This window comes from Nitrospirillum amazonense (genome assembly GCF_029594735.1).
In the GTDB taxonomy this organism is placed as follows: domain Bacteria; phylum Pseudomonadota; class Alphaproteobacteria; order Azospirillales; family Azospirillaceae; genus Nitrospirillum; species Nitrospirillum amazonense.
Genome location: NZ_JARPAF010000002.1, coordinates 994,546 through 1,011,229, shown reverse-complemented (window position 1 = coordinate 1,011,229; position 16,684 = coordinate 994,546). Strand labels below are relative to the sequence as shown.

15 protein-coding genes are annotated in these 16,684 nt (G+C 66.7%); 3 read left to right on the top strand and 12 right to left on the bottom strand.

The window, feature by feature from the left end:
- From mreC to miaA, 7 genes are all read right to left on the bottom strand, one after another.
- Positions 1-873 carry a rod shape-determining protein MreC gene (gene mreC / locus P5F91_RS10735; protein WP_277907875.1) on the bottom strand — a complete coding sequence of 291 codons (873 nt, stop codon included), beginning with the start codon at positions 871-873 and terminating at the stop codon, positions 1-3.
- A gap of 121 nt (positions 874-994) precedes the next feature.
- The gene (locus tag P5F91_RS10730) at positions 995-2,023 is read right to left on the bottom strand and encodes a rod shape-determining protein (RefSeq protein ID WP_040849683.1); all 1,029 of its coding nucleotides are present in this window, start codon (positions 2,021-2,023) and stop codon (positions 995-997) included.
- A 337-nt stretch (positions 2,024-2,360) separates the two neighbouring features.
- Positions 2,361-3,917, bottom strand: coding sequence for a 2-isopropylmalate synthase (locus P5F91_RS10725; RefSeq protein WP_145613258.1), 1,557 nt, complete (start codon positions 3,915-3,917; stop codon positions 2,361-2,363).
- A gap of 304 nt (positions 3,918-4,221) precedes the next feature.
- The gene (gene ilvC / locus P5F91_RS10720) at positions 4,222-5,241 is read right to left on the bottom strand and encodes a ketol-acid reductoisomerase (protein WP_145613259.1); all 1,020 of its coding nucleotides are present in this window, start codon (positions 5,239-5,241) and stop codon (positions 4,222-4,224) included.
- A gap of 104 nt (positions 5,242-5,345) precedes the next feature.
- Positions 5,346-5,876, bottom strand: a complete 531-nt coding sequence (ilvN, locus tag P5F91_RS10715) for an acetolactate synthase small subunit (RefSeq protein ID WP_050898675.1) — start codon at positions 5,874-5,876, stop codon at positions 5,346-5,348.
- Between the two features lie 55 nt (positions 5,877-5,931).
- Complete coding sequence (locus tag P5F91_RS10710) at positions 5,932-7,707, bottom strand: acetolactate synthase 3 large subunit (protein ID WP_145613260.1); 1,776 nt, start codon at positions 7,705-7,707, stop codon at positions 5,932-5,934.
- A gap of 129 nt (positions 7,708-7,836) precedes the next feature.
- On the bottom strand, positions 7,837-8,766 hold the full coding sequence (gene miaA, locus P5F91_RS10705) for a tRNA (adenosine(37)-N6)-dimethylallyltransferase MiaA (RefSeq protein WP_338424073.1): 930 nt from the start codon (positions 8,764-8,766) through the stop codon (positions 7,837-7,839).
- A gap of 159 nt (positions 8,767-8,925) precedes the next feature.
- On the opposite strand from miaA, the gene serB reads away from it, so the two are divergent.
- Positions 8,926-9,846: a phosphoserine phosphatase SerB gene (gene serB / locus P5F91_RS10700; RefSeq protein WP_277907175.1), complete on the top strand. Its 921-nt coding sequence runs from the start codon at positions 8,926-8,928 to the stop codon at positions 9,844-9,846.
- Between the two features lie 13 nt (positions 9,847-9,859).
- Here the strand turns inward: serB and P5F91_RS10695 are convergent, their stop codons facing one another.
- The 4 genes from P5F91_RS10695 to hflK form a co-directional block, all read right to left on the bottom strand.
- A complete protein-coding gene (locus tag P5F91_RS10695; protein WP_277907174.1) occupies positions 9,860-11,416 on the bottom strand; it encodes a DegQ family serine endoprotease in 1,557 nt (518 codons plus the stop codon).
- A gap of 168 nt (positions 11,417-11,584) precedes the next feature.
- A complete protein-coding gene (locus tag P5F91_RS10690; RefSeq protein ID WP_145613264.1) occupies positions 11,585-11,770 on the bottom strand; it encodes a DUF2065 domain-containing protein in 186 nt (61 codons plus the stop codon).
- 28 nt (positions 11,771-11,798) lie between these two features.
- Positions 11,799-12,689, bottom strand: coding sequence for a protease modulator HflC (gene hflC / locus P5F91_RS10685; protein WP_145613265.1), 891 nt, complete (start codon positions 12,687-12,689; stop codon positions 11,799-11,801).
- A 13-nt stretch (positions 12,690-12,702) separates the two neighbouring features.
- Complete coding sequence (gene hflK, locus P5F91_RS10680; protein ID WP_338424072.1) at positions 12,703-14,034, bottom strand: FtsH protease activity modulator HflK; 1,332 nt, start codon at positions 14,032-14,034, stop codon at positions 12,703-12,705.
- A 238-nt stretch (positions 14,035-14,272) separates the two neighbouring features.
- On the opposite strand from hflK, the gene apbC reads away from it, so the two are divergent.
- Together apbC and P5F91_RS10670 are read left to right on the top strand one after the other, a co-directional pair.
- Complete coding sequence (gene apbC, locus P5F91_RS10675) at positions 14,273-15,394, top strand: iron-sulfur cluster carrier protein ApbC (RefSeq protein WP_145613352.1); 1,122 nt, start codon at positions 14,273-14,275, stop codon at positions 15,392-15,394.
- 175 nt (positions 15,395-15,569) lie between these two features.
- On the top strand, positions 15,570-15,863 hold the full coding sequence (locus tag P5F91_RS10670) for a hypothetical protein (RefSeq protein ID WP_145613266.1): 294 nt from the start codon (positions 15,570-15,572) through the stop codon (positions 15,861-15,863).
- Between the two features lie 207 nt (positions 15,864-16,070).
- Here P5F91_RS10670 and P5F91_RS10665 read toward each other — a convergent pair whose 3' ends face one another.
- A complete protein-coding gene (locus P5F91_RS10665) occupies positions 16,071-16,601 on the bottom strand; it encodes an Imm15 family immunity protein (RefSeq protein ID WP_277907173.1) in 531 nt (176 codons plus the stop codon).
- Between the last annotated feature and the right edge of the window lie 83 nt (positions 16,602-16,684).

Sequence of the window (16,684 nt, the reverse complement as noted above, 5' to 3'; positions counted from 1 at the left end):
TTACTGCATGGCGCCGGGCTGGGCCGCCTCGGCCGCCAGTCCGCCGGGGATGCCGAAATCGACCAGTTGCACATATTCAATGCGCGACAGGTCGACGATGGGGGTCACCCGCGTCTCCCCATCATGGGTAGCGGCGACGATGCCCACCGGCAGGCCGGCGGGGAACAGGCCGCCATGGCCGGAGGTGAACACCCGCTCACCCACCGTGGGCTCCACGCCGCGCGGAATGTACATCAGGCGCGGCTGGTCGGAGTTGTCGCCCGACAGCATGGCGCGCTGACGGGTGGTTTCCAGCACTACGGGAATGCGGGCGTTCAGGTCGGTGACCAGCAGGATGCGGGACGACCATTCCCCCACCTGCACCACGCGGCCGATGACGCCCTGGCCAGCCATGGCGGCCTGGCCCCGGCGCACGCCGTCGCGCTGCCCCGCCATCACCACCAGGGTGCGGACGAAGGCGCCGCCGGGATCGGCGATGACGCGGGCGGTGATGTAGGAGGCGGCGGGATCGGGCTTGTAGGCCAGCAGGCCGCGCAGGGAGTTGTTCTCCGCCTCAAGCCGCAAGGCCGTCTGCTGCCACTGGCGCAGGCGCTCATTATCCTCGCGCAGGCGCTGGTTCTCGGCATAGAGCGCCGTCAGCTGGCGGCCGGACTCCAGCACACTGGCCACGGCGCCTGCAGGGCGGGCGATGAAACCCAGGATGGGGGCGAAGGCGTCGGTGACACGGGCGCGGGCGGCATCGATGAACACAGGGTCGACGCGAGTCATCATCATCAGCCCGATGGCGGCCAGCACCATCAGCAGAAATGAGAATCGCTGCAGCAGCGCCCGCATGGGTGCTGCGATCCTGAGCGCGGTGCCACCGCTGCGCATCTTCACAGGCAGTCCCCGTCCCGCTACAGGGGGCCCGGCAATGCATCCGGTTTGGATACGATGCCGGCCCCGTCCCAAAAAAACGTCCCAGGCGCCCATGTGGGCGCCCGAAGGCCCTTGGTCAATACATGCTGATCAGCACGTTGCGCAGGGTCTTCATCTCCTCCAGCGCCCGGCCCGTGCCCAGCGCCACGCAGGACAGGGGATCGTCGGCGATCGACACCGGCAGCCCCGTGGCATGGCGCAGGACGAAGTCCAGGTTGGACAGCAGCGCACCGCCACCGGTCAGCACGATGCCCTTGTCCACGATGTCGGCCGCCAATTCGGGGGCCGTGTGTTCCAGCGCGACCTTGACGGCCTCGATGATCTGGCTCACCGGCTCCGCCAGGCTTTCGGCGATCTGCCGCTCGCTGATGATGAGTTCCTTGGGAACCCCGTTCATCAGGTCGCGGCCCTTTATCTCCATCACCCGGCCCTCGCCGTCCTCCGGCGGGCAGGCGGAACCGATTTCCTTCTTGATGCGCTCGGCCGAGCCTTCGCCCACCAGAAGGTTATGGTTGCGGCGGATGTAGCCGATGATGGCCTCATCCATCTTGTCGCCGCCCACGCGGACCGAGCGGGAATAGACGATGCCGCCCAGCGACAGGACGGCCACCTCGGTGGTGCCGCCACCGATGTCCACCACCATGCTGCCCGTCGGCTCGGTCACCGGCAGGCCGGCGCCGATGGCGGCGGCCATGGGCTCCTCGATCAGGAAAACGCGGCGGGCGCCGGCGGCTTCGGCCGATTCCTGGATGGCCCGGCGCTCGACGGCGGTGGAACCCGACGGCACGCAGATGATGACCTGCGGGCTGGCGAAGCTGCGGCGGTTGTGCACCTTGCGAATGAAATGCTTGATCATTTCTTCCGCAACTTCGAAGTCGGCGATGACGCCATCGCGCAACGGACGGATGGCCTGAATGTTGCCCGGCGTGCGGCCCAGCATCAGCTTGGCCTCGTCACCGACGGCCAAGACCTGCTTTTTGCCGCGGACGTTCGCAATCGCGACCACGGACGGTTCGTTCAGGACAATACCGCGACCCTTGACGTAGACCAGCGTATTGGCCGTGCCGAGGTCGATCGCCATATCGGCGGAGAAAATGCCAAGCAAGTTCGTAGGACATCGGTTAGTGGGTTGCGGGAAAGTGGCCCTGCGCACCGCAGTTTCCGCATGGGAAACGAGCATCGCACCGCCATAGGGGTTGCATAGAACAGAATCGCTAGGCCGCTCAAGCCCTGATGACAGCCCATCCGTGATTTTATCGCCGCGGCGCGGAATGCCTGCGGATCAAGGGACGCCCGGGGGGCGGTTCCGGTGCACCCGGGCACCTTCACCGCTCACCGCACCCGCCCCGGCAACCTGCGGGCGCACTAACAAGCCACCTGCACTGCCCGCCCCCCCGATCCCACGCGGGACTCGGGATTAAGCGGTTAACGTCTGTATCGCCTCAGGCGCTGATCGCCGCCGGCGCCGTCTTCTGTCGCTTGACCAGCAGCTTGTTCAAAGCGTGCAGGTAGGCGCGGCAGGAGGAGACCAGGGTGTCGGCGTCCGCCCCCTGGCCGTTCACCGTCTTGCCGCCCTCTTCCAGGCGCACGGTCACCTCGGCCTGGGCGTCGGTGCCGGCCGTCACGGCATGGACCTGGTAAAGTTGCAGCCGGGCCTCGTGCGGGAACACCTGCTTGATGGCGTTGAACACGGCGTCCACCGGGCCGTTGCCGAAGCTGACCACCGGGGGCACGGCCTCACCCCCCACCGTCACCTCCAGCACCGCGTGCTGCGGCCCGCGCGACCCCGCCACCACCTGCAGCGAGACGAACTGGATGTGGTCGTGCTGGCGGCCCACCTCGTCATCGATCAGCGCGATGATGTCCTCGTCGAACACATCCTTCTTGCGGTCGGCCAAATCCTTGAAGCGGCGGAATGCCTCGTTCACGGCGTTGTCGCCCATGTCCTCGTAGCCCAGTTCCTTCAGCTTGGCGCGGAAGGCGGCGCGGCCGGAATGCTTGCCCATCACCAGGGTGGAGCGGTTCAGGCCCACCGATTCCGGGGTCATGATCTCATAGGTGCCGGCGTGCTTCAGCATGCCGTCCTGGTGGATGCCGGATTCATGGGCGAAGGCGTTGGCGCCGACGATGGCCTTGTTGGGCTGCACCACGAAGCCGGTAATGGTGGACACCAGGCGCGAGGCGCGGGTGATGGCCTCGGTCTTGATGCCGGTCTTGTACGGCAGATAGTCGGCGCGGGTGCGCAGCGCCATGACAATCTCTTCCAGGGCGGCGTTGCCCGCGCGTTCCCCCAGGCCATTGATGGTGCATTCCACCTGCCGCGCACCGCCGGCGACACCAGCCAGGGAGTTGGCCACGGCCAGACCCAGGTCGTTGTGGCAATGGACGGAGAAGATGGCCTGGTCGCTGTTGGGCGTCTTTTCCCGCACGGCGCGGATCAGCGCGCCGTATTCCTCCGGCACGGCATAGCCCACGGTGTCGGGAATGTTGATGGTGGTGGCGCCGGCCTTGATGGCGGTTTCCACGCAGCGGCAGAGGAAGTCCAGCTCGGTGCGGGAGCCATCCTCGGCCGACCATTCCACGTCCTCGACATGGTTGCGGGCCAGGGTCACGCTGTCCCAGATGGCCTGGACCACGGCGTCCGGCTCCATCTGCAGCTTGTACTTCATGTGCAGCGGGCTGGTGGAGATGAAGGTGTGGATGCGCTGGCGCGCCGCGCCCTTCAGCGCTTCGGCCGCGCGCTCGATATCGTTGCGGTGGGCGCGGGCCAGGCCGGCGATGGTGGCGTTGCGCACCACCCGGCCCACCTCCCGCACCGCCTCGAAGTCGCCATTGGACGCGGCGGGGAAGCCCGCCTCGATCACGTCCACGCCCATCTCCTCCAGCGTCTGGGCGATGCGGATCTTCTCTTCCAGGTTCATGGAGGCGCCGGGCGACTGCTCGCCGTCGCGCAAGGTGGTGTCGAAGATGATGACGCGGTCGGAAGACGGGTGGGTCATGGCGAAAAATCCTGCGCTGCCGCCGCCGGGTGCGGACGGTACGGATAGGGGGACTGACAACAGGCCAAGCCGGATTCGTCTGATCTACGCCGCAATCCGGCCGGTGGCAACGGCGGACAGGCGTTTTGTTGCCGCAGGACAGATCTTGCGGAAACGAATGCGCAAAAATTTGCTGCACCAGCGAAACGAAAAAGCCGGCGCCCCGCAGGCACCGGCTTAATCTTCTGGCTTAATCTTCTGGAAGGTCCCCTCAGCAGCCGGGCACGGCCACCCGGCCGCCTGGCTGCCGGGTGGTAAGACCCGCTTAGTTGCGGCTCTTGTCCACCAGCTTGTTGCTGGCGATCCAGGGCATCATGGCGCGCAGCTTGCCGCCCACTTCCTCGATCGGGTGCTCGGCCTCACGGCGGCGAGTGGCCTTGAAGCTGGGCAGGCCGGCCTTGTTCTCCAGCATCCAGTCGCGGGTGAAGCGGCCGGACTGGATGTCGTCCAGCACGCGCTTCATCTCGGCCTTGGTCTCACTGGTGACGATGCGCGGGCCGGTGACGTAGTCGCCATACTCGGCGGTGTTGGAGATGGAGTAGCGCATGTTGGCGATGCCGCCCTCGTAGATCAGGTCCACGATCAGCTTCACCTCGTGCAGGCACTCGAAGTAGGCCATCTCCGGGGCGTAGCCCGCCTCGACCAGGGTCTCGAAGCCGGCCTGGATCAGCTTGGTCAGGCCACCGCACAGCACGGCCTGCTCACCGAACAGGTCGGTCTCGCACTCTTCCTTGAAGGTGGTCTCGATGATGCCCGAGCGGCCGCCGCCCACGGCGGAAGCGTAGGACAGCGCCACTTCCAGGGCGTTGCCCGAGGCGTTCTGGTGCACGGCCACCAGGCAGGGGACGCCGCCGCCCTTCTGGTATTCGCCGCGCACGGTGTGGCCGGGGCCCTTCGGGGCGATCATGAACACGTCCAGGTCCGGCCGCGGCTCAATCAGGCGGAAGTGCACGTTCAGGCCGTGGCCGAAAGCGATGGCGGCACCCTGGCGCAGGTTGGCGGCCAGCTCGTCGCGGTACAGGTCGGCCTGCAGCTCGTCCGGCGTCAGGATCATGACGACGTCGGCCCAGGCGGCGGCCTCGGCCGGGGTGACCACCTTGAAGCCCGCGCCTTCGGCCTTCTTGGTCGTGGCCGAGCCGGCGCGCAGCGCCACCACGATCTCCTTCACCCCGCTGTCGCGCAGGTTCTGGGCGTGGGCGTGGCCCTGGCTGCCGTAACCGATGATGGCAACCTTCTTGCCCTTGATCAGGTTAACGTCGGCGTCACGATCATAATAAACGCGCATGGGTCTCAGCCTTTTGTTGGTTGCGCCCGCCAACCCTTGGGGGCGCGCTCTCATGGATTGTCGCCATTCCGGTCACCCGGGGAAAGCGGTTTGGAAAAAACCGGTCAGATGCCGCCGGGGCCGCGGGACATGGCCACCACGCCGGTGCGCGACACGCCCACCAGGCCCAGTTCCGCCATCAGGCCGATGAAGCGGTCCAGCTCCTCGCCCTGCCCCGTGATCTCGAAGACGAAGCTGGTGATGGTGGCGTCGACCACCCGCGCCTTGAACACGTCGGCCAGGCGCAGGGCCTCCACCCGCTTCTCGCCCGTGCCGGCCACCTTGACCAGCGCCGTCTCGCGCTCGACGAAGGGGCCTTCCAGGGTCAGGTCGTGTACCCGGTGCACCGGCACCAGGCGGCCCAGCTGCGCCTTGATCTGCTCGATGATCATGGGTGTGCCGCTGGTGACGATGGTGACGCGCGACAGGGTGGCGTCGCGGTCGACCTCCGCCACCGTCAGGCTTTCGATGTTGTAGCCACGGCCCGAGAACAGGCCGATGACGCGGGCCAGCACGCCCGGCTCGTTATCCACCAGGATGGAGATGGTGTGGCGCTCGATGGCGGTGCTGGCGAAGGGCGAAGGACGGGCGGTCAAGATGGGCTCCGGTCAGGCGAGGCGATGAAAGTGGCGGCGAAGGGAGGAACGGCGCTCATACCAGCACCATGCCGTCCTCCGGCGTCGCGTTCTCCACCTTCTCGTCCGGGCCCAGCAGCATCTCGTTGTGGGCGCGGCCGCCGGGGATCATGGGGAAGCAGTTTTCCTTCTGGTCCACGCACATGTCGACGATGACCGGGCGCTTCACCTTGATCATCTCGGCGATGACGTCGTCCACCTGGCTGACCTCGGTCGCCCGCAGGCCCACGCCGCCGAAGGCGTCGGCCAACTTCACGAAGTCGGGCAGCGCCTCGGAATAGCTTTCCGAGTAGCGGCCGCCGTGCAGCAGTTCCTGCCACTGGCGGACCATGCCCATGTACTGGTTGTTCAGGATGAAGACCTTGACCGGCAGGCGGTACTGCAGGGCGGTCGCCATTTCCTGGATGTTCATCAGGATGCTGGCCTCGCCCGCCACGTCGATGCACAGGGCGTCGGGATGGGCCACCTGGGCGCCGATGGCCGCCGGCAGGCCATAGCCCATGGTGCCGAGACCGCCGGAGGTCATCCAGTGGTTGGGCTTGTCGAAGGGCAGGAACTGCGCCGCCCACATCTGGTGCTGCCCGACCTCGGTCGTGATGTAGACGTCGTCCCGGCCGGAGATGGCGGCGCGCAGGCGTTCCAGCGCGTACTGCGGCTTGATGATCTTGGGCGTCTTGTCGTAGCGCAGGCAGTCGCGCGCCCGCCAGAACTCGATCTGCTCCCACCACTCGGCCAGGGCCGCCTTGTCCGGCTGCTTGCCGCGCGCCTTCCAGATGCGGATCATGTCCTCCAGCACATGGGCGGCATCGCCGATGATAGGCACGTCCACCCGGACGTTCTTGTTGATGCTGGACGGGTCGATGTCGACGTGGATCTTGACCGAATTGGGCGAGAATTCCGAAACCTTGCCGGTGACGCGGTCGTCGAAGCGGGCACCGATGCAGACCATGACGTCGCAGCCGTGCATGGCGAGGTTCGCCTCGTACGTGCCGTGCATGCCCAGCATGCCCAGCCACTGCCGGTCGGACGCGGGATAGGCACCCAGCCCCATCAGGGTGGTGGTGCAGGGATAGCCCGTCATGCGCACGAACTGGGTCAGCAACTGGCTAGCCACGGGGCCGGCGTTGATGACGCCGCCGCCAACGTAGAATATGGGCCGCTTGGCCTTGGCCAGCAGGTCGATGGCCTCTTCCACCCGGTTCAGGTCCGGCTTCACCTGCGGGCGATAGCTCTTGGGCATGCTGTCGGCCGGGGAGCGGTAAGCCCCTTCCGCGAACTGCACGTCCTTGGGGATGTCGATGACGACGGGACCCGGGCGGCCGTTCTTGGCCACGTAGAAGGCCTCGTGCAGCGTACGCGCCAGGTTGTTGACATCCTTCACCAGGTAGTTGTGCTTGGTGCAGGGGCGGGTGATGCCCGTGGTGTCGCATTCCTGGAAGGCGTCGTTGCCGATCAGGTGCGTGGCGACCTGGCCCGACAGGCAGACGATGGGAATGCTGTCCATCAGCGCATCGGCCAAGCCGGTGACGGCGTTGGTGGCGCCGGGGCCGCTGGTGACCAGCACGACGCCGACCTTGCCCGTGGACCGGGCATAGCCCTCGGCCGCGTGCAAGGCCGCCTGTTCATGGCGGACCAGGATGTGGCGGATATCGTTCTGCTGGAAAAGCGCGTCATAGATGGGAAGTACCGCACCGCCCGGATAACCGAAAATGACCTCTACGCCCTGGTCCCGCAACGCCTTCAGGACGATGTCGGCACCGGTCAGACTGGTCTCGTTCGTGGCAGCACTCATTTCCCAAAAATCCTGGTTTCCAGTCACCCCGTCAGGCCCGCTCACCGGACCCGCTCGGGAATACCCCAGCCCCCTTCGCAAACGCGAAAGCCGGGCGGATCGGGACCGTAGACGGAACTGTACCTAGGGTCAACCGGTTTTGCGAATTATCGCAAAGATTTCACTCAACAGACTTTCGATTAATTTCTCATAACCGGTATGCGTCTGACTGAAACCGGGATCAACCCGGCGGGCTTCCGCCATTTGGTGACGGAACCACGTGGTCTGTCGCTTGGCGTAATTGCGCGTGTGGCGCTGCGCCAAGGCCACCGCCTCATCCAACGACAGCGCACCGGAAAGATGGGCCGCCAGCTCCGGCACGCCCAGCGCCTTCATGGCCGGCAGGTCGGGACCGAGGCCCAGATCCAGCAGGGCCCGCACCTCGTCCAACGCCCCCCGCTCCATCATGCCCAGGAAGCGCGCGTCGCCATTGGCGTAGAGCCGGTCGCGCGGTGGGTCGACGACGATGGTGTGGAAGGCCAGGTCGGCCGGCGCCGTGGCTTCCGCCGCGCGCTGCCACTCCCCCAGGGTGCGGCCCGTGCCCACCACCACCTCCCACGCCCGTACCAGGCGCTGGGTGTCGCCGGGGGCCAGCCGGGCCGCCCCCTCCGGATCCCTGGTCGCCAAATCCTGGTGGAAGGCGGGGCCGCCCAGTTCCGCATGCAGGGCCTTGGCCCGGTCCCGCACCGCGCCGTCGATGGCGGGGATGTCGGCGATGCCGCTCATGAGGGTGCGCAGGTAGAGGCCGGTGCCGCCCACCAGGATGGGCCGCTCGGCCGCCCGCACCTCCGCCAGCGCCAGGTCGCGCCAATGCGCGGCGGACATGCGCAGCGACGGCGGCACGGCGCCATAGAGGCGGTGGGGCGCCTGGGCCAGGTCGTCCGGGCCGGGCTGGGCGGTCAGCAGGGCGAGACCCCGGTACACCTGCATGCTGTCGGCGTTGATGACGGTGCCGCCCAGGCGCACCGCCAGGTCCAGGGCCAGGCGCGACTTGCCCGAAGCTGTCGGCCCACCGATCACCACAACGAGTTTGGGCGCCCCCTCGGGTTCATTTGTTACAAGATCCGGGGCCGCAACAGCACTGATCGCAGGGGCCGGATGCCCCACTGCGTCTTGCCTGCCGCCTCCGCCCCCCGTATCAAGACCGGCGGAAGCCCCCTCAAACCCTTCGGACATGCCATGACCCATGTGGTGACCCTGATCGCCGGCGCCCCCCTGACAGAGGCGGAGGCCGCGGCGGCGACGCTGGACGATAGCATGGTCCGGGCGGCGCGCGCCGCCCTGCAGGCGCTGGGGGCGGAGACCAGCACGCCCGATTGGCTGGCCCCGGGCCGCGCCTGCGACATCGCCTTCGCCGGCTTGCATCCCGACCAGGCACAGGCGGCCTGCGCCCAGGCCCTGTTGGGTCAGCCGGTGGACGCCATCACGCAGGAGTCGGCCGGCCGGCGCAAGGCCGTGCTGGTGGCCGACATGGAATCGACCATCATCCACCAGGAGATGCTGGACGAGCTGGGCGCCCTGATCGGGCGGCGCGACACCATCGCCGAGATCACCCGCCGCGCCATGAACGGCGAGATCGACTTCAAGGGCGCGTTGCGTGAGCGCGTGGCACTGCTGGCCGGCATGGACGCCACGGTGATCGAGGACCTGAAGGGCATCGTCACCCTGATGCCGGGGGCCAGGTCCCTGGTCGCCACCATGCGCAAGCACGGCGCCCATTGCGCCCTGGTGTCCGGCGGCTTCAAGCCGTTTACCGCGTATGTGCGCGGCATCCTGGGCTTTGACGAGGACCAGGCCAACGACCTGGTGATCCAGGAGGGCAAGCTGACCGGCCAGCCGGTGGAACCTATCCTGGACAAGGATTCCAAGGCCGCGGCCCTGACCCGCATCTGCGCCCAGCGGCGCGTGCCCTTGACCGCCGCCGTCACCGTGGGTGACGGCGCCAACGACCTGCCCATGCTGCTGGCCGCCGGCCTCGGCATCGCCTTCCACGCCAAGCCGGCGGTGGCGGCGGCCGCGCGGGCCAAGGTGGACCACGGCGACCTGACGGCCCTGCTCTACGCCCAGGGCTACCGCGAGAGCGAGATCGTGGCCGGCTGACGTCCGGCGCGGCTTATTCCAGCGGCAGGGCCACGAACAGCAGGTCGCCGGCCCGCTCCACCAGCAGCAGCACCGCCTTCTGGCCGTTGTCCTTGGCCTTGGCCACGCGGGTCGCAACGTCGTTGGGGGTGCTGACCTCCTCTTGGCCGACCTCGACAATCAGGTCGCCGGCCTTGATCTCGCGCTTGGCGGCCGGGCTGTTGGGGGCGACGCGCACCACGGCCACGCCCTGGGCATCGTCGCGCACGCTGAACTTCTGCCGGACCTTGGGGCTGAGCGCGTCCAGGGTCAGGCCCACGCTGTCGATGGTGCCCTCGGCCTCGGCCGGCCCGTTGCCGGTGGCCGCGGTCGCCGCCCCGCCCTCGGTATCCTCCTTCAGCTCACCCAGCGACACGGTCACGTTGGTCTTGCCGCCCTTGCGCAGCACCACCAGGGCCGCCTTATGGCCCACCGGCTCCTCCGCCACGATGCGGGGCAGCATGCGGCCGTTGGTGACGTCCTTGCCGTCGATGCTGATGATGACGTCGCCCTGTTTCAGGCCGGCCTGCTCGCCCGGCCCGCCGGGGCTGACCACGGCCACCAGGGCCCCGCGCTGCTGCTTCAGGTTCAGGGTGTCGGCGATGTCGGGCGTCACGTCCTGGATCTGCACGCCCAGCCAGCCGCGCCGCACCTTGCCGGTCTCACGCAGCTGCTGCACCACGTTCTTGATCACCACCGCCGGGATGGCGAAGCCGATACCGACCGACCCGGCCTCCCCCTCGTTGGAACCCGGGGAGAAGATGGCGGTGTTCATGCCGATGACCTCGCCGTTGAGGTTGATCAGCGGGCCGCCCGAATTGCCGAGATTGATGGAGGCGTCGGTCTGCAGGAAGTCGTCGTACTTGCCGGCGCCGATGTCGCGGCCGCGGGCGGAAATGATGCCCGCGGTCACCGTGCCGCCCAGGCCGAAGGGGTTGCCGATGGCCACCACCCAGTCGCCCACCTTCAGCGCGTCGCTGTTGCCCCACACCATGGCGGGCAGCTTGGACGACGGTTCCACCTTCAGCAGGGCGATGTCGGTGGCCTTGTCGGTGCCCACCAGCGTCGCCTTCATCTGGGTGTCGTCCTGCAGACGCACCGTGATCTCGTCGGCGCCCTCGATGACGTGGTTGTTGGTCACCACATAGCCGGAAGCGTCGATGACGAAGCCGGAGCCCAGCGAGGTGGCGCCGCCCTTGTCGTCACCGCCGCCCTGGTCATTCTCCTTCTGCCGCTGCTGATAGTCGCGGAAGAAGTCGCCGAAGGGCGAGCCGGGCGGGAACTCAGGCATGGGCAACTGCCCCTGCTTCTTGTTCTTCACCGTCTGGGTGGTGGAGATGTTCACCACCGCCGGCAGCATCTTTTCCACCAGGGGCGCGAAGCTGTGGGGGGGCGGCTCCGCCCGGGCGGGGGCGGGGTCACCGCAGGCCGTGGGCAGCAGCAGGACGCCCAGCACCATCAATGACCGGCGCAGGGCCGGGAACCGGCGGAGCCCTTCCTTCTTGGCAGAGGAAGCCGTCGGCGAAGATGCTGTGAAGGCGGGGGACGTCACTGTGGGGCCACTCCTGGCAGGGGGACGCCTTAAAAATGGCATCCGCCCGTCATCATTCCATGTTCCCGTTTCGGGGCCCCCACTATAGGGGGGTGAAGTCGCGCCTGTTAAGGGGAATGGCTCGTGTTATCGCAAGGGGATAGGGCAATGGGCCGCCGATTTGTCCCCTTAGCGGCGCGCCAGCCACACCAGGCCGACGCCGATGCAGGCCCCCGCCAGCCCCGCCCAGCGCAGGCGCTCCGCCGATGTCTCGGCCATACGCGCCGCCAGCCGGCGCATGGTCCCGGGCATGAGGGCATAGCACACGCCCTCCAGCACCAGGGCCAGCGCGGCCCCCGTCCATAAATCATTCAAAAGCTTAGGTTCCCTGCCATCGCGCGTCTTATTTGTCCGGCCGGCGGCGATCACCGGCTCCCCCATTGGCGCCCAGGTACTTGAAGAAGTCGGCGCCGGGCGACAGCACCAGGGTGGTGTCGTCGGGTTTCAGCGTGTCGCGGTAAGCCTGGAGGCTGCGATAGAAGCTGTAGAATTCGGGGTTGCGGCCGATCGCCTCATTCATGATGCGAATCGCCTGGTTGTCGCCTTCGCCCCGGGTGATCTGGGCCTGGCGCTGCGCCTCGGCCAGCAGCACGGTGCGGTCGCGGTCGGCGCGGCTCTTGATCTGCTGCGACAGTTCCTGGCCCTGGGCGCGGGCCTCCGCCGCCTCGCGCTCGCGTTCGGAGCGCATGCGGGCGAACACCGCCTGGCTGGTCTGCTCCGGCAGATCGGCCCGGCGCAGGCGCACGTCCACGATCTCGATGCCCAGGCGCTGCGCTTCCTGGTTCACCTGGCCCTTGATGTCGGCCATGACCTTCTCACGCTCCTGCGACAGCACGGCCGGCAGGGCGACGTTACCCAGGACACGGCGCATGGCGGAGTTCACGATGACCGACAGGCGCAGGCGGGCCTGCTGCTCATTGCCCAGGGTCTGGAAGAACATCAGCGGGTCGGCGATGCGGTAGCGGGCGTAGGCGTCCACCTCCAGCCGCTTCTGGTCGGCCAGGATGGCGCTTTCCACCGGCGGGTCGATGTCCAGCACCCGGCGGTCCAGCACCACGACGTTCTGCACGAAGGGGATTTTCGCCCACAGGCCGGGCTCGCGGATCACGCGCTTGGGCTCGCCGAACTGCAGCACCAGGGCCTGCTGTGTCTGGTTGAGGGTGAAGAAGCTGCCCTGCAGCAGGATGGCGGCCAGCACCAGCAGGCCCAGGGGAAGGATCCAGCGTTTTTCCATGATGCCGTCCCCCTCACTTGGCCGACGCGGCCGGGGCGGCCGTCGGGGTGGCGGGATGCGTGGGCGTCTTCAGCATGTCGTTCAGGGGCAGATAGGGCACGGCGCCGCCGCCGGCCTTGTCGTCCAGCAGGATCTTGTGGGTGCCCTTCAGGATCTGCTCCATGGTCTCGATGTACAGGCGCCGGCTGGCGGCGTCGGGGGCCTGGGCATAGGCCTCCAGCACCTGCTGGAAGCGCTTGGCGTCGCCCTGGGCCAGGTCCACCACCTGGTCGCGGTAGGCCTGCGCCTCCTGGTTCAGGCGCTCCGCCTCGCCGCGGGCGCGGGGGATGATGTCGTTGCGGTAGGTTTCCGCCTCGTTGCGCAGGCGTTCACGGTCCTGGCGGGCGCGCTGCACGTCGTTGAAGGCCTCCACCACCGCCGGCGGCGGCTCCACCCTTTGCAACTGCACCTGGGTGATCTCGATACCCGCCTGGTACTGGTCCAGAATGGTCTGCAGCAACTGGCGGCTGTCGTTCTCGATACGCTGGCGGGCATCGGTCAGGGCCGGCTGGATCTCGGTGCGCCCGATGATCTCGCGCATGGCGCTTTCCGCCACCTTCTTCACCGTCTCTTCCGGTTCGCGGATGTTGAACAGGAACTTGGCCGGATCCTTGATGACCCAGAAGACGGCGAAGTCGATGTCGACGATGTTCTCGTCGCCGGTCAGCATGGTGCTTTCGTCGGCCACGTCGCGGTCGCTGACGCTGCGCCGGCCGTCGCCCTGGCTGCGGTAGCCAATCTCGATGCGGTTCACGCGCGTGACCTGGGGCAGCAGCACCTGCTCGATGGGGGCCGGCAGGTGATAGCGCAGGCCCGGCTGTTCCACCCGCACCGGCTTGCCGAAGCGCAGGACCACGCCCTGCTCATCCGCCGCCACGCGGTAGACACCTGTGGCCAGCCACAGCGCCGCCACCGCCGCCACACCCACGCCGATGACGCGGCCGGTGCTCCAACCGTTCAAGGTGAAGGGACTGCCCGAGGGAGCGCCGCCTCGCGGCCGGCCATTCCCGCCTGGGCCACCGGCGCCGTTCCGCCCCCCGCCACCGCCCAGCAGGACGCGCAGGCGCTCTCCGCTCTGGCGCACGGCGTCCTCCAGCCCCGGTTGGGGGCGGGAGCCGGGCTTGCCGGCGGATGATTTGGACGACGACGAGCCGCCGGCGATGCCCTCGCTCTGGCCCCAGGGGTTGTGGGGGGCGGATCCGCCCGAGGCGGGCTTATCCGAGGATTTGTCCTTGGGGGCGTCCTTGCCGGGACCATCCCCCGATCCGTTGTTGCCGCCGTTCGACCCTTGATTGGACCAGGGCATGTTCGCCTTTCCCGCTTCCCACAAGATCTGTTTGGAAGATCTGATTATTCGGAAACCGATACCCTATATGAAGGGCACCCTAGACAGAGGGCGGCGGCCTCATGGCCGCCATGGCGGCCATCTCTCCCCCGGGCTTCCCCCCATTTCGGCGGCACCGTATATAGTCGGGCGTTCGCAGGGAAGCCCGACACGGGCGATATGACCCCCCGCCCCCCACTTTACAAGATGAAGGCGTTTGATCATGGCGGTTACCGAGTCCCAGGTGTTGGAGGCCCTCCGGCAGGTGGCGGACCCCGATCGCGGGTCTGACATCGTCAGCCTCAAGATGGTTTCCGGCGTCGCGGTGAAGGACGGCCATGTCCACTTCACCCTGGAGGTCGACCCGGCACGGGGTGCCGCGCTGGAGCCGCTGCGCCAGGCCGCGGAGAAGGCGGTGGACCGCCTGCCCGGCGTGCTGTCGGTGACGGCGGTACTGACCGCCCACCGCCCCGCCCCCAAGGCCGTTTCCGGCGGCGGCGCCCCGGGAACGGGTGCGCCGGGTGCCGGCAAGCAGCCCAAGGCCGGGGTTCCCGGCGTAGCCGCCATCATCGCCGTCGCCTCAGGAAAAGGTGGGGTGGGCAAGTCCACCACCTCCACCAACCTGGCGCTGGCCATGGCCGCCAATGGCCTGAAGGTGGGCCTGCTGGACGCCGACATCTACGGCCCCTCCATGCCGCGCATGATGGGCCTCAGCGGCAAGCCGGACAGCGCCGACGGCAAGCGCCTGGACCCGCTGGTCAACTACGGCATCAAGGTCATGTCCATGGGCTTCCTGGTGGCCGAGGACACGCCCATGATCTGGCGCGGCCCGATGGTGATGAGCGCCCTGACCCAGATGCTGCGCGACGTGAACTGGGGCGAGCTGGACGTGCTGGTGGTCGATATGCCGCCGGGCACGGGCGACGCCCAGCTGACCATGGCGCAGAGCGTGCCGCTGGCCGGCGCCGTCATCGTCTCCACCCCGCAGGACATCGCCCTGCTGGATGCCCGCAAGGGCCTGAACATGTTCCGCCGCGTTGACGTGCCCGTCCTGGGCATCATCGAGAACATGAGCTATTTCTGCTGCCCCAACTGCGGCCACCGCAGCGACATCTTCAGCCACGGCGGTGCCAGGGCCGAAGCGGACAAGCTGGGCATCGACTTCCTGGGCGAGGTGCCGCTGGACATCGCCATCCGCGAGACCAGCGATGCCGGCACGCCCATCACCATCCACCAGCCGGACGGCGTGCACGCCCGCACATATCGCGCCATCGCCGCCCGCGTGGCGGAGAAGATCAAGGCCGGCGGCGGCCGGGCAGCCCCCCGCTTCGTGATCGAATAACTCTATCGCCTCATAGGTAAACCCTTGGAAAAACAGCGGGACGCGGGTGCCGCAGGGCGAACGGAATGCGAAAACGACGTTCTGTTGCGTCATTTCTGTGTCCGCTGTTTTTTCCTTTCCAATGTCACGCCCCCATGATACATAAAGTTCCGTTTTGCGAAGCCGAGTGGAAATCATGCGTCGGGTTGACACGGTTCAGGTTGCCTATGCGTTCCGGAACGGGGCCCATTCCTTCCAGGTGGAGGATCCGGCCACGGGTGCCATCGCGGTATCCCACGGCGTCCCGGAAGTGGCGTACGAGCAGGTGACCCGTACCCTTTCCGAACGCGCGACCGGCCTGTCCGGCCGCCGGGTGGTGGCGCGTCCCGCCCTACCCTTCGATGATTTCTTCAACTGGCTGCGCCAGAACCCCATCGCCAGCGTCGCCGGCGCCCCGGTGAAGGTTGAATTCGCCTGGGAACTGCGCTGACCCGTCTTAGAATTCGAACGGCCCCACCGGCCGTTCCAGTGAGAGTGCCGCCCGCAAATCCGGGAAAACACCGGACGGGCGAACAGGGATAGAGGAAACACCAAGCAACGCGTGGCCCCGAAGGGGCCGAAGCGAAACGCCCGGAAGGCCATCCTTCCGGGCGTTGTCGTTTTGGATCATCGGCCACATTGGCCGCATGAGAAGGCTCTATTCCAATATTATCCCATTCAGAAGTCTACAGTCATTTCTGGCTATATAAACTCGGAACACGTCATCCTCTATCGAGGAACCTGCCCATTCAAGAACGGAACGGCCATTCGCAAGCCCATTCTCAGATAAATATTGCCTGACTGTGGAGGCATAAGGCCCCTTTCCTTGCTTTAGTCGGAAATTGAGCAGTTCCCCTTCGACGTTTGTACAAATCCAGAAACTGGGGTAAATTGGATCTGCCTCATCGTTATTTATGAAATCAAAATCTTGAAGAGAAACCATCACTAAGCAATTATCAATTCCAGCCAAAGAAATATGTTTGATGATGCTGTCGAGATGCCTTGTTGCATGCAGAGTCAGAAACTCAGATTTCTGCTTGACGGGCAAATGAGACAAAAAAGATAATTTTTTATACCTGGAATACAAAGGAACTTCGTCTAATGATCGCCGCCGGATGAGGCGTTCAAAATCAAAAAGACGCTCCGATTCCATCATATTTTTAAGACTATCATTAATATCAATGACCATATAGCCCTCCATCGCCCCAAACTTTCGATAGGCCCAATGTCATCGAAGCGACCTCACAGGGATGAGGTCGAGACAGGGTTGAC